This is a genomic window from Herbaspirillum sp. C7C2, from assembly GCF_022627865.1.
In the GTDB taxonomy this organism is placed as follows: Bacteria; Pseudomonadota; Gammaproteobacteria; order Burkholderiales; family Burkholderiaceae_D; genus Herbaspirillum; species Herbaspirillum frisingense.
Genome location: NZ_JABXGI010000033.1, coordinates 1 through 12,466 on the forward strand (window position 1 = coordinate 1; position 12,466 = coordinate 12,466).

19 protein-coding genes are annotated in these 12,466 nt (G+C 61.2%); 15 read left to right on the forward strand and 4 right to left on the reverse strand.

The window, feature by feature from the left end:
* Both HWE04_RS23315 and HWE04_RS23320 read left to right on the forward strand, forming a co-directional pair.
* Nucleotides 1-675: ABC transporter ATP-binding protein (locus tag HWE04_RS23315; RefSeq protein ID WP_241813826.1), on the forward strand; the 675-nt coding region annotated here is incomplete at its 5' end.
* A 15-nt stretch (nucleotides 676-690) separates the two neighbouring features.
* Complete coding sequence (locus HWE04_RS23320) at nucleotides 691-1,416, forward strand: ABC transporter ATP-binding protein (RefSeq protein ID WP_006464706.1); 726 nt, start codon at nucleotides 691-693, stop codon at nucleotides 1,414-1,416.
* 172 nt (nucleotides 1,417-1,588) lie between these two features.
* On the opposite strand, the gene HWE04_RS23325 is transcribed toward HWE04_RS23320, so the two are convergent.
* Both HWE04_RS23325 and HWE04_RS23330 read right to left on the reverse strand, forming a co-directional pair.
* The gene (locus HWE04_RS23325) at nucleotides 1,589-2,053 is read right to left on the reverse strand and encodes a PA2169 family four-helix-bundle protein (RefSeq protein WP_077237642.1); all 465 of its coding nucleotides are present in this window, start codon (nucleotides 2,051-2,053) and stop codon (nucleotides 1,589-1,591) included.
* A gap of 79 nt (nucleotides 2,054-2,132) precedes the next feature.
* Nucleotides 2,133-2,309, reverse strand: a complete 177-nt coding sequence (locus HWE04_RS23330) for a hypothetical protein (protein WP_241813827.1) — start codon at nucleotides 2,307-2,309, stop codon at nucleotides 2,133-2,135.
* A 374-nt stretch (nucleotides 2,310-2,683) separates the two neighbouring features.
* Here HWE04_RS23330 and HWE04_RS23335 point away from each other — a divergent pair, with 374 nt between their 5' ends.
* The 13 genes from HWE04_RS23335 (at nucleotide 2,684) to HWE04_RS23395 (ending at nucleotide 11,075) form a co-directional block, all read left to right on the forward strand.
* Nucleotides 2,684-2,881, forward strand: a complete 198-nt coding sequence (locus tag HWE04_RS23335) for a CsbD family protein (RefSeq protein WP_006464708.1) — start codon at nucleotides 2,684-2,686, stop codon at nucleotides 2,879-2,881.
* 51 nt (nucleotides 2,882-2,932) lie between these two features.
* Nucleotides 2,933-3,166, forward strand: a complete 234-nt coding sequence (locus HWE04_RS23340) for a hypothetical protein (protein ID WP_241813828.1) — start codon at nucleotides 2,933-2,935, stop codon at nucleotides 3,164-3,166.
* Nucleotides 3,167-3,596: 430 nt separating this feature from the next.
* Entirely contained in the window at nucleotides 3,597-3,911 is a 315-nt protein-coding gene (locus HWE04_RS23345; protein ID WP_006464710.1) for a DUF883 family protein, read from the forward strand.
* 119 nt (nucleotides 3,912-4,030) lie between these two features.
* Nucleotides 4,031-4,597: a ferritin-like domain-containing protein gene (locus HWE04_RS23350; RefSeq protein WP_006464711.1), complete on the forward strand. Its 567-nt coding sequence runs from the start codon at nucleotides 4,031-4,033 to the stop codon at nucleotides 4,595-4,597.
* Between the two features lie 124 nt (nucleotides 4,598-4,721).
* Nucleotides 4,722-4,934, forward strand: coding sequence for a CsbD family protein (locus HWE04_RS23355; protein ID WP_006464712.1), 213 nt, complete (start codon nucleotides 4,722-4,724; stop codon nucleotides 4,932-4,934).
* A 188-nt stretch (nucleotides 4,935-5,122) separates the two neighbouring features.
* Complete coding sequence (locus HWE04_RS23360; RefSeq protein ID WP_077237645.1) at nucleotides 5,123-5,500, forward strand: cell envelope biogenesis protein TolA; 378 nt, start codon at nucleotides 5,123-5,125, stop codon at nucleotides 5,498-5,500.
* A 135-nt stretch (nucleotides 5,501-5,635) separates the two neighbouring features.
* A complete protein-coding gene (locus HWE04_RS23365; RefSeq protein WP_008326489.1) occupies nucleotides 5,636-5,965 on the forward strand; it encodes a BON domain-containing protein in 330 nt (109 codons plus the stop codon).
* Nucleotides 5,966-6,284: 319 nt separating this feature from the next.
* Nucleotides 6,285-6,914, forward strand: a complete 630-nt coding sequence (locus HWE04_RS23370) for a response regulator (RefSeq protein ID WP_006464715.1) — start codon at nucleotides 6,285-6,287, stop codon at nucleotides 6,912-6,914.
* A 98-nt stretch (nucleotides 6,915-7,012) separates the two neighbouring features.
* Nucleotides 7,013-7,507: a response regulator gene (locus HWE04_RS23375; RefSeq protein ID WP_208399268.1), complete on the forward strand. Its 495-nt coding sequence runs from the start codon at nucleotides 7,013-7,015 to the stop codon at nucleotides 7,505-7,507.
* Between the two features lie 202 nt (nucleotides 7,508-7,709).
* Complete coding sequence (locus HWE04_RS23380) at nucleotides 7,710-9,743, forward strand: PAS domain-containing sensor histidine kinase (RefSeq protein ID WP_241813829.1); 2,034 nt, start codon at nucleotides 7,710-7,712, stop codon at nucleotides 9,741-9,743.
* Between the two features lie 299 nt (nucleotides 9,744-10,042).
* Nucleotides 10,043-10,213 (forward strand): CsbD family protein, encoded by a 171-nt coding sequence (locus HWE04_RS23385; protein ID WP_006464718.1) that lies wholly within the window; start codon nucleotides 10,043-10,045, stop codon nucleotides 10,211-10,213.
* A 155-nt stretch (nucleotides 10,214-10,368) separates the two neighbouring features.
* Complete coding sequence (locus HWE04_RS23390) at nucleotides 10,369-10,803, forward strand: hypothetical protein (protein ID WP_241813830.1); 435 nt, start codon at nucleotides 10,369-10,371, stop codon at nucleotides 10,801-10,803.
* A gap of 56 nt (nucleotides 10,804-10,859) precedes the next feature.
* A complete protein-coding gene (locus HWE04_RS23395; RefSeq protein WP_006464720.1) occupies nucleotides 10,860-11,075 on the forward strand; it encodes a glycine zipper 2TM domain-containing protein in 216 nt (71 codons plus the stop codon).
* Nucleotides 11,076-11,271: 196 nt separating this feature from the next.
* On the opposite strand, the gene HWE04_RS23400 is transcribed toward HWE04_RS23395, so the two are convergent.
* Nucleotides 11,272-11,607: a hypothetical protein gene (locus HWE04_RS23400; protein WP_006464721.1), complete on the reverse strand. Its 336-nt coding sequence runs from the start codon at nucleotides 11,605-11,607 to the stop codon at nucleotides 11,272-11,274.
* 247 nt (nucleotides 11,608-11,854) lie between these two features.
* Nucleotides 11,855-12,013: a DUF3309 family protein gene (locus tag HWE04_RS23405; RefSeq protein WP_006464722.1), complete on the reverse strand. Its 159-nt coding sequence runs from the start codon at nucleotides 12,011-12,013 to the stop codon at nucleotides 11,855-11,857.
* Nucleotides 12,014-12,466: the final 453 nt, after the last annotated feature.

The following is a 12,466-nucleotide window of genomic DNA, read 5'->3' on the forward strand; positions in this document are numbered from 1 at the left end:
CAGATCTATGGCCTGATCGGCCCCAACGGTGCCGGCAAGACCACCTTCTTCAACGTCATCACGGGCCTGTATCAACCGGACACCGGCAGCTTCGAACTGGACGGCAAGCCCTATAGCCCCAGCGCCCCGCACGAAGTGGCGAAGGCCGGCATCGCCCGCACCTTCCAGAACATCCGCCTGTTCGGCGAGATGACCGTGCTGGAAAACGTGATGGTCGGCTGCCACGTGCGCACCAAACAGAACGTGTTTGGTGCGGTCTTCCGCCACAAGGCAGCCCGTGACGAAGAAGCGGCGATCCGCGCCAAGTCGCAGCAACTGCTGGACTTCGTGGGCATCGGCCAGTTCGCCAAGCGCACGGCGCGTCACCTGTCGTATGGTGACCAGCGTCGCCTGGAAATCGCCCGTGCCCTGGCCACCGACCCGCAACTGCTGGCGCTGGACGAACCGGCGGCCGGCATGAACGCCACCGAGAAACTGGGCCTGCGCGAGCTGCTGGTGAAGATCCAGGCCGATGGCCGGACCATCCTGCTCATCGAACACGATGTGAAGCTGATGATGGGCCTGTGCAACCGCATCACGGTGCTGGACTACGGCAAGCCGATTGCCGAGGGCGTACCGGCCGACGTACAGAAGAACCCGGCGGTGATCGAAGCCTATCTGGGCGCAGGCCATTAAGCGAGACCACAGAACATGACAACGAACATCCTCAAAGTCGAACAACTGAGCGTGGCCTATGGCGGCATCCAGGCCGTCAAGGGCATTGCGCTGGAAGTCAACGAAGGCGAACTGGTGACCCTGATCGGTGCCAACGGTGCCGGCAAGACCACCACCCTGAAAGCCATCACCGGCACGCTACCCAGCAGCAAGGTAGATGGCCACGTGTATTACATGGGCAATCCGCTGAAGGGCAAGAAGTCCTTCGAGCTGGTCAAGGACAAGCTGGCGATGGTGCCGGAAGGGCGGGGCGTCTTCACCCGCATGAGCATCCAGGAAAACCTGCTGATGGGTGCCTACACCAGCAATGACAAGGGCCAGATCCAGGCCGACATCGACCGCTGGTTCGAGGTCTTCCCGCGCCTGAAGGAACGTGCCGCGCAGATGGCCGGTACCTTGTCGGGTGGCGAACAGCAGATGCTGGCCATGGCGCGTGCGCTGATGAGCCACCCCAAGCTACTGTTGCTGGACGAGCCCTCGATGGGCCTGTCGCCGATCATGGTGGAGAAGATCTTTGAAGTGATCCGCAATGTGTCGGCCCAGGGCATCACCATCCTGCTGGTGGAACAGAACGCCAAGCTGGCGCTGGAGGCGGCGCATCGCGGTTACGTGATGGAGTCCGGCCTGATCACCATGGAAGGCGAGGCCAAGCAGATGCTGGATGATCCACGGGTCAAGGCGGCTTACCTGGGTGAGGGTTGATCATTGGCATTCGTGACGATGCGATAGTGCATTGACTGCATCTTTCATGATGCATGAGATGCAGATCATGCAGGCAAAAAAATAGCGCAGCCAGGCTGCGCTATTTTTTTGTCCGTCACTTCGCCGTCACCTCGGTATGCCGGGTGCGCCTAGCATGCGACGGTGTGGGGTATCAGGCCGCCTTGCGTGCCTTCACCTGATTGCGCAGGCTGCGTACCTTGTCGTGATTGGCCAGCACACCTTGATACTGGCGCTCCACGATCAGGCGGATATCGGTGGGCAGGTCTTCACTCAAGGCCTTGCGGTAGGCGTTGACGGCGGCATCTTCGCCGCGTTCGCATTCGTCCAGGATGCTCTCGTCATCACGCCCGGTGATGGCGCTCTTCAGGTTGACCCACTGGCGATGCAGGGTGCCGCCCAGCGTGCTGTGGCTGGCCGGTTCACCACCCAGCCGGCGTACCAGATCCTGCAGGTCCAGCGCCGTCTGCGCACATTCGGTGGCGCGCACCATGAAGGTGTCCTTGTAGGGGATGTAGCGCTCCTGTGCGTCGTCGGCACAGGCGCGGAAACCCTTTTCGCCGTCGATGGAAATCTGGATCAGGTCGTTGAGCGTGGAAATCAGGTGATCGTTGGTCATGTTGCTCTCCTTTCTCGCTTGTTTTACGCCGGTTATACCGGCCGGCGGCCTGCTGGCGGCGCGGCCGGTACGCGGCGGATCAGTGGACGAACAGATAGATCAGCACCAGCAGGAAAGCCGGAACGCCGCACAGCCATGCCAGGAAATACTTGCCCATGATGTTCTCCTTCTTGTTCATCGGATTCAGTTGGGTGGACGCCGCTCCCGATGCAGGATGGCTGGGAGCCGGGGAGTCGGCGCTGCTTTGCGATTGCATGCTGTCATCCTATGAGCCCGCTCCGGTGATTTCCATCGGACGGCGGCGCAAGCGCATGTAGGAAACAGCCCTGCTTTGCCTTCCGCAAGCATCCCGGAAAAAATCCGCTCGCAAGCCTCTATCCGGAATATGCCGGAATGCCGCAATCCCAATGCCGACAAGACTTTGCGCTTTGTCCTACAAGACAATCGGCAGGCGTCCTATAGAGCCCGACAGTAGGGCCTCGCTATCATTTTTCCCATGTTGTACAGGTTTCCCGGCGTAACAGTGCAAGGCCTGATGGCCTGGCCCGGCCGATGATCCGCAGTCCCGGATGAGCCGGGGCCGGATCAAAGATGTGATCCCCGACCACCCTGACCACGAGGAGACGCACCATGAACAAGAAGACCATCACCGGCCAATTCCAGTTTGCCCTGGGCAAAGTCCAGGAAGGCGTCGGTAGCGTGCTGGGCAATGTGCAGCTGCAACGTGCCGCCCAGCGCCGCCAGATGGATGGTCGCATCATGCACGCGGTCGGCGAGGCGCAGGATCTGATCAAGCGTTCCCTGCGCCAGCGCGCGGGTTCGGTGTGAAGCCTGTGTAAATCAGGCGTCAGCCATCAGCTATTACCTGCGGGAGACGAGATGAGTATTGCCAGAAAATTGTTGTGGGCTGCCGGCATGGCCGGGGTCGCCGTCTGCGCCACCCTGCGTGTACTGGCCCGTGATGCAGCGCGTCGTGACCAGCGCCAGCAGAGCCTGGCACTGCAGCGCTGGGAAGACGAAGGCGGCAGCGCCCGCACCGTGGCCCAACGTGGCCGCCGTGGCGCCGATAACGGCGGCAGCCGCGGCAGCCGCGGGAGCCGCGCCGTGCGGTAGTGCAGCACCCTGGCGGCTGGCTCTTTGTCCTACAAGGCAATCGGGCTGGCGCCGATAGCGAGCGCAACAGGGGCTCAGTATCTTGAACCTACTCGCTGACGTGATGAAGGACGTAACGAAAGCAAGCAATGCTGATGCATTGAAAACGGTAAGAAAACCGTAAGTGAAGACTCACAAGAACTCACAAGCAACGAAGGCGCCGGAGACTGCGTCGCACTATCGCAATCACCAGGAAAGTCGCCGGCACGATGAAGAACAACGGAGGAGGAGATCATGGACAAGCTCGTGCTCGGATGGCTTCTGGGTGTGCCGGTGCTGATGCTGATCGTTCTGCAGTACCTGATGTGAGCAGATTTTGAAGGCGCGAACGACGCTATCGACGCTATCAGCGCGTGCCATTGAACCCGAAACGAATACATGGAGGGCAAGTATGCAAGCCAACAAATTCAAGACCGTCCGAAGCGATGTGCAATCGCTGCTGCAACAAGCCCAGGACCTGTTCGCCGAAGCGGCCAACACCACCGGCAAGAAGGCCGATGACCTGCGTGCCACCGCCCAGGATCTGCTGGAGCAGGCCCTGAGCACCGCCCAGGATGCACAGGCCGCCGTGGTGGAAACCGGTCGTCAGATCGTCACCAGCACCGATGATTACGTCCAGTCCAATCCGTGGCGTGCCATTGCCATCGGCACCGGTATCGGCCTCCTGGTCGGTCTGGCCGTCGGTCGCTGCGCCGACCACGACTGATTTCCGCACGCCGTGGCGATGCCCGCGCGGCATCACGGCTGCAGCCAGGCGCTCTGCAGCGGGACATAGCACAACACGCCCGACGCCCAGCGCATTAGTCAAGAAACCGGAGAAAAGGAATGACCACCATGACCAAGAATCCCCCGAAGACCGACGTCAAGAAAAAAGCCGATTTCCACCTGGACAAGGAAGCCATTCGCGCCGCCGCCAAGAAGATCGATGACGGTGCCGTGACCGAAGGCTATCGCGGCAACCGCGAGGAAGTCGTCGCCATGCTCAACGACGCGCTGGCCACCGAGCTGCTGTGCGTGATGCGCTACAAGCGTCACTACTACACCGCCAAGGGCCTGGAAATCGAGGCCATCAAGGGCGAGTTCCTGCAGCATGCGCAGGAAGAGCAGAGCCACGCTGACCAGATTGCCGAGCGCATCGTGCAGCTCAATGGCGAGCCGGATTTCAACCCGAAGACCATCGCCGAGCGCAGCCATGCGCAGTATGACGAGTCCTCCGATATCAAGGACATGATCCGCGCCAACCTGGTGGAAGAGCGTGTGGCCATCGAGGCCTACCGCCAGATGATCGAGCGCATCGGTGACGACGATCCGACCACCAAGCATATGCTGATCCAGATCATGGCGCAGGAAGAAGAACACGCTGATGACATGAGTGATCTGCTGGGTCTGTAAATCCGGCAACCGTTGCAAGCTTGGGCGCGAGAGCGCAAGCGAGAAGGTAACGAGAACGCAACGAGAACGTAACGAGGGGCCATCCCCCTCGATCTGAACCCCAACCCACAACGAGGAGATCACCATGAACTGGGACATCGTGGAAGGAAACTGGAAGCAATTCAAGGGCAAGGCCAAGGAACAGTGGGGCAAGCTGACCGACGACGACCTCGACGTCATCGCCGGCAAGCGTGACCAACTGGCCGGCCGCGTGCAGGAGGCCTATGGCGTGAGCAAGGACGAAGCCGAGAAGCAGATCCGTGATTTCGAGGATCGCAACAAGGACTGGCGTCAGTAAGCCGCCTGCCGCGAGCAAGCCCGCACCGGAGTTGGAGTGAGTGTGAGTGAGACCGTGAGCAGCAAGCGCAAGTGAAATCGCAGGACCGCAACATCGTAGTACGCAGGCCGCTCACCCGGCCTGCATAAGAATACGGCCCCAGGCCGCAACCCAGGCTGTCAAAGCAAACCATGAGGAAGGACAACACAATGAAAAAAATCATCGCAACCATGATCTTCGGCGCTGCCGCCATCGGCATGCACGGCGCAGCCTTCGCAGCTGATCCGGCTGCCGCACAATACAAGGCCGACAAGTCGCGCGCCGATGCCGACTACAAGGCAGCCAAGAAGAAATGCGGTCCTTTGAAGGGTAACGACCAGGACGTGTGCGAGAAGGAAGCCAAGGCCGCCCACGAATCGGCAATCGCTGATGCCAAGGCCAAGCGCAAGGGTAGCGAAGCCGACAAGGATGCGCGCAAGGACAAGAACGATGCCAACTATGACGTCGCCAAGGAAAAGTGCGACGCCATGAGCGGTGACGCCAAGGACAAGTGCGTGGCCAACGCCAAGGCCAAGTACGGCAAGTAATCCGGGTTCTTCGGCCGTCGGCCGATAAACCATCGATTGACCATCGATTGACGATCATGCGGTTTGCGCCCGGCAGATAGTCCGTGGCGCGGCCGCCAGACCAGGCTTATCCCCCAACAACATAGGAGTTTCATCATGTCGCTGACCAAAATGTCCCTGACCAAGCGTTTCCTCGGTTTCTTCCTGGCCCTGTTCATGGTTTCCCTGGTGGGCTGCGCATCCAGCCCAGGCAAGGAAGGCACCGGCGAATACGTCGATGACGCCGTCATCACCACCAAGGTGAAGGCCGCCATCTTCAACGAGCCGAACCTGAAGTCCGCTGAAATCAATGTCGAAACCTACAAGGGCGTGGTCCAGCTGTCCGGTTTCGTTTCCAGCTCCACCTCGGCTGCCCGTGCTACCGAACTGGCCCGTGGCGTCAAGGGTGTGGTCTCGGTGCGTAACGACCTGCGTCTGAAGCAGTAAGGTCGGGAACTTGTGAGCGCGTGACCGGTCTGTTGACCGGTCCGCGCTTGTCCCGCTTGAGGACTTGCTGCTTGCAGAGCGTCTCGGACCGATCCGGTGCGTTCCGCAAGAAGACAGGTCAGGTGCAGTCGGGTATAGTTGGAATCCGTTGCTGCCGGGCATGCGCGAAGCCGGCCAGGGAAGGGCGGCGCGGCGGGAAAGCGGGTAGATCCCGTGGACTTGATTACCGCGTAAAACGGCGTAAAACCAGAGTACAACTACAAATCGTACCAAGCAGCGCCCACGGCGCTGGCGTTTCAATTCACTGCTCAAAATTGCCATGACAAAAATACTTGTAGTCGATGACCACGCGGTCGTACGGGCAGGTGTACATCATTTCATTTCGGAAATACCGTCGATGGAAATCGGCGGCGAGGCCAGTACGGCGGAAGAAGCCATCCGTCTGGTGCGTACCCAGGACTGGGACATCGTCCTGCTCGACATCGCAATGCCCGACAAGAGTGGCGTTGAAGTCTTGAAGCAGATCAAGCGGGAAAAGCCGGAGTTGCCGGTGCTCATGCTGTCCATGCACCCAGAGAGCCGCTATGCGGTGCAGGTGCTGCGCAGCGGTGCATCCGGCTACGTGCAGAAGGAGGCGCTGGCCACCGAGCTGGTCAACGCCATCAATACCATCCTGCGTGGTCACAAGTACATCAGCTACGGCGTGGCCGAGCTGCTCACCAGCGAGCCGGTGGATTCCGAAAAGCCGCTGCACGAGACGCTTTCGCAGCGGGAATACGAGATTTTCTACAAGCTGGGTCAAGGGCAGGGCGTGACCCAGATCGCCGACGAGCTGTGCCTGTCGGTAAAGACGGTCAGTACCTATCGTTCGCGCGTGCTGCAGAAGATGAGCATGACCAATAACGCGGACATCATTTATTACGCGATCAAGAACAACCTGATCGACTGAGATCCGGCGACCCGGGCGGTTCCGGCCAGGCAGCACAGGCTGCAGAGGCTGCATGAACCAGACGGGGGCGCAGGCAAGGAAGAGTGGTACATCGCATCATGGACGACATTCTCAACATCAGGCCCCAGCGCGACGGCGACGGGACGATCCTGCGGCTCTTCCTGGTGGAAGATTCGGAGGACGTGCGGGACCTGATCGTCGAGAGTCTGGCCGAAATTGCCGGCGTGCGCCTGGTGGGCTACGCCGAGACCGAGCTGGAAGCCCTGCGTCATCTGCAGCAGAACAGCTATGACGTGCTCATCCTGGACATCCAGTTGAAGCAGGGCAACGGCATGAGCCTCTTGCAGTCGCTGGCGCGCTCCAATACGCGCCGCCAGAGCGAGGTGAAGGTGGTCTTCAGCAATCACGTCAGCCCGACCTATCGGCGCGTGGGCGTGCAATGCGGCGTGCAGCACTTCTTCGACAAGTCCTCCGAACTGCCGCTGCTGTGTGACCTGTTGCAGGAGCTGGCCAAGCAGAAGGGGGGCAAGTCCGGGCGGACCTCGTCGAGCAACAATTCGCCGCAAGGGCCGGCCCAGGCGGGCGGGGTATAAGCAGGATTTTGCTGCATAATTTGTGCAGCTAACGATCGCGGCGCCAGGGCTGTTCGGCGCGACCGCGGTGCACCAGACAACGAGAACCGATCATGGCACGCAGCCTGCCCGGAGTCCGAAAGACCCTGACGCAGGCTTGATGTCCGAAACGTACGGACAGCGCGGACAGCACGGATCGCACAAGAACGAGGGATTCCCGACGATGCAGAAGAACCAAGACGGACTTCGTCCGTCCTCCGCCGACATCCAGAACAGCGCATCGGTCGAGTATTTCGCGGCATCGCACGCCAATTACAGCGGCATGGTGACACTGGCCATGGGCCTGTCCATGGCCGTGATCCTGCTGGGCATCGTGGTGCTGCTGACCGGTTTCCTGGGTGAGGAGTACCGGCGACTGCTGTCAGGCCTGCTGGCCGTGCGTGAACTCACGGCCGGTGGTTTCATCGTGGGCGCCCTGGCGCTCTACCTCAATTGCATGAATTCTGCGGTACGCCGGCCCCTGCTGCGGCGCATCGCCATCGGGCTGGCGGTGCTGCTGCTGGTCGGCGGGCTGGCGTCTCTGGCGCACGGTGTCATGTACGCGCTGGGCTGGCTGCCGCTGGAGGGCGCTGACACGATTTCGCCTCTGGCGATCCCGCCCTTGCTGTCGCTGGGCTTTGTGCTCATGGCGACCGCCTTGCTGCTGCATGACTGGCGCTTGCTCGGCGGCTACTATCCGGCCGAATACCTGGCCTTTGCCCTGATCGCGCTGTCCGCCATTCCGCTGGTCGGTTATCTGTACGACGTCAGCCAGTTCATCTATCTCGATTTCCCGCTGCCGGTGTCGTTGCTCTCGGCGCTGGTGTTCGCATTGCTGGGGGCGGCCTTGCTCATGGCACGCCCGGCACATGCCCTGATGGCGGTGATCATGCGCATCGCGCCGGGCGGCCAGATGTTGCGCCATCTGTTGCCGCAGACGCTGTTCCTGCTGCTGGCCTTCAGCCTGTTGCTGAACTGGGGCATGACGCATGGCTGGATCGTGCCGGAGCTGGTCTTGCCGACGCTGACCCTGATCAATGGCGCGATCGTGCTCTTCATCTTCTGGGGCTCGGCTAGTCGGCTGGATAGCGAATACGGCGAGCGTACCCGCAATGCCCAGAAACTGGCCGAAACCAGCGCCTTGTTGAACGCCGTGAGCGAAAGCACCAGCGACCCGATCTTCGTGAAGAATCGCCAGGGCCTGATGATCTTCGCCAACCCGGCCACCCTGCATAAGCTCGGCAAGACCTGGGAAGAGACCATGTACCGCTCCAGCCGCGAGCTTTTCCTGGTGCAGGAAGAGGCCGATACGGTGGACCGCGATGACCGTCGTGTCATGGCCTCGGGCAAGCCCGAGAAGCTGGAACAGACCCTCCACCTGCCGGAGGGCGTGGTCACCTTCCAGACCGCCAAGGTGCCCTGGTTTGGCAAGGACGGCAGCGTGCAGGGCGTCATCGGCATCAGCACCGACATTACCGAACGCAAGCAGGCCGAGGATGAACTGCGCCAGCGCGAGAGCCAGCTGGAAAAGACCGTGATCCAGCGTACCGCCCTGCTGCGCGAACTGACCAATCACCTGGAAACCGTACGCGAAGAAGAGAAGCGCGCTATCGCCCGCGAGCTGCACGACAACATGGGCGCCTCCCTGACGGCCCTGTCGATGCACCTGGAAGGGGTCTACCAGATCCTGCCGCCGGATGAAAAATGGGCCGACCGCAAGACCCGCATGCAGGGCCTGATGAAGTCACTGGTGGCCACCACCCGACGCATCCAGACTGAACTGCGGCCCAATACCCTGGACCTGTTCGGTCTGAAGGCGGCGATCTCGGAACAGCTCGACGAGCTGCACGAGCGCACCGGCATCGCCTGCCATGCCAGCCTGCCCGATGAAGACGTGGATGTGGGCCACGAGATGGAGATTGCCATCTACCGCATGCTGCAGGAGATGCTCAACAACGTCACCAAGCATGCCAAGGCCAGCAAGGTGGATGTGATCCTCGATATCGACGAAGACCACGTGGCCCTGACCGTGCGCGACGATGGCGTGGGCATTCCCGAAGAGCGGCGCGACAATCACAAGACCTACGGCCTGCGCGGCCTGCGCGAGCGGGCCACCTTCTTCGGTGGCGAGGTCGATATCCGCTCTACGCCAGGCAAGGGGGCCTTGATCAGCATCAGCCTGCCGATCCGTCCGGAGCTGGCGCCCAGCGAGGCCTGAGCGGCGCAAACCGAGTCCTTTCCCGCACATCCATCACCCTTCCGAAAGCCGCCTCCAGGGCGGCTTTCTGCGTTTTTGTGAGGATTTTTCGGCACCGCTTTTCCTGCATGGTTTTTCGTTTTTTCCTACGCGCGAAAGGGCGACTCTCTTATGGGCCTGGCGCAGGCTCATCGATACCATGGATTCATCGTCGCAGTCTGACCCAAAGGGTGGACCAGGCGGCGGTGCCGGCAAGCAGGCAGGAATGTCCTGACGTTGCAGCCGGGACCTATCAGGCAATCAACCACAAAGGAGCCATCATGAACAAGGATCAAGTCAAGGGTAGCTTGAAGGAAGTGGCAGGCAAGGTGCAAGAGAAGACCGGTGAGCTGACTGGCAATACCAGCCAGCAGGTCAAGGGCGCTGCCAAGCAGGTGGAAGGCAATGTCCAGAAGTCCTATGGCGATGCCAAGGAAGCTGCAAAGAACTAAGTGAAGTGGGCGCGCCGTCGCCGTGAATGCCGCCCGGGTTCTGAGGAGCCCAAGGCATTTGCGGTGGCCGGCGGGATGGCAGTGTAGGAATCTTCCTACGCCAGAATCGGAAACGGCTGATTTTGTGATGCAGCAATTTCCGCGACCATGTCGTCATGGTGCTGGTAGAGCCGGGAAATGCAAAAGAGTTCTCGGGTTGCCGCATGAAATTTTTGCTCACCGCCAAGAAGGGACCCCTGAAAGGGCAGACCATGAAAAAAACAGTCGGTATTTGCATGCTGGTAGCCGTCTCGGCACTTGCCTCCTCCGCTTATGCAGCACCCCGTCAGGCTGATGGCAGCGCAGCGCGCTGGTCGGCCTCCACGATGGATCGTCACATGCCGGTCGACGCGACCCGCCTGCAGAAGGCAGGTCAAAAGAAGTTCCGGTACATGGACATGGCCGAAGGCCGCCGTTCCCGGTTCATGCGCGAAGCTGTCCTGCTCTATGGGCAAGAGGCTGGTGCATGCACCCCGGACGTCGCCCGCGAAGCCGCCAAGGCTGCGCCGCAAGCTCCGGCTGCGCGCGTGATCATGCGTCCGATGACCTGATGCCGGTTCTGTCATCCGTTCGTTGGACTCTATTCGACAATGAGGAAGGAGTAGTCATGAAAACAATTCAAAAACTGGCAGTGACTTCGGTAGCCATCTTTGCCTTTTCCGCGATGACCGGCTGCAGCAACATGTCCGCGCGCGACAAGAACACAGCCATCGGTGCAGGTGCTGGTGCGGTGGGCGGTGCAGTGCTCACCGGTGGTAGCGCCATCGGTACCGTCGGCGGCGCCGCCGTGGGTGGCGTGATCGGTAACCAGGTGGGCAAGTAACACGGGCCTGACACCAGGCTGGCAGCGCTGCCAGCCACACCGTGCGGGCTATCGAGGCCTGCACGCACGGAATGCATCAAACGCCGCAACGATGTCCATCGTTGCGGCGTTTTCCATTTGTGGCTTGCACTTGGGGCCGACGCAGGGGCAACCCCCGCAGCCAGGCAGCCGGGCTACAGGCTAACCCGGCATTGGCTCAGGAGGCCGGCTTGGCGCCTGTCGCCTTGTAGTCGTCATAGATGCGGCGGGCGCGCGCCGCATCGTCCTTGCGGGCTGCGGCGGCTTCCTTGCGGCAGGTGCTGGCCTGCTTGCCACGCTGTGCCTTGCAGTCGGCCAATGCCTCGGCGTAGGCAGCGGCGGTCTCCTGGTTGAGATTGCGCAGCCGTTCCTTGGGAGTGTCGGCGTTCTGATACCAGCGGGCTGGATCGCCATTGGCCAGCTTGTCCTCGCCGGCGTGGCTGGATGCGGCCGTCAGCATGGACAACGCGGCCAGGCAAACGGGCAGGGAGGATGCGAGGAATTTGTTCTTCATCTGTTATAGGCCTCATCACGCAAACGCGAAAACTTCATGGGGATGGGCCATCTGCCGTGCCCGCAGCGTATAACAAGCCAGCTGGACACAAGGCAAACGGCGCGGTCGGTGACAGGGCACCGACCGCGCCGTGTTCCCTTCCGCAGGCCGATGGTATCAGGCTTGCATCCGGGAGGGGAGGGTCGCGGGGAAAGCGTCAGGGGCGCTGGCAGCAGGGCGGAGTCAACCGCCTTGCTACCGCCCTGTCTTATATCTTCCCGAGCAGCAACAGGATCAGCAGGATGATGACGATGGTGCCGGCGATACCGCTGGGACCATAGCCCCAACCGCGGCTGTGCGGCCAGGCCGGGATCACGCCGAGCAGGATCAGGATCAGGACGATGAGCAGGATGGTGCCGAGGGTCATGGAGGTTCTCCTTTGTTATTGAATTCGTTCTTGCCCGCCAGGGTGCAAGCGCCGGGTCGTTCGTTGTTGCTCGATGTTGCTCGTTATTGCTTGATGATGCTCGTTGATGCTGAGCCATCATAGGCCCGGCCCCCCTGTCCCCGCGATCAGCGCCCGTCGCAATATGCTGTAGGAAAACCCGGCAATACCGGGTAGGCGGGCGCCTCGGGCCGTCTCCACCGGTGGCCCCAATGGGCACCTGATCACTCCGCCTTGCCGCCAACTTGGTGCAAAGCACAAATGAAGTGCGGCCCGAGCTCATGTTGACGGTGCGAGAACCCCCTCGCCGGACCTGTCGTGAGTCTTGGTCATGGCGCCGTCAGTGCAGGCCGGGTGCGGCTTTGCGGGCGATTATCATGCGCTGGCACAGTCTTTGCTGAATTGACGACATAGCGCAGAGAGTGCGCAACAGAT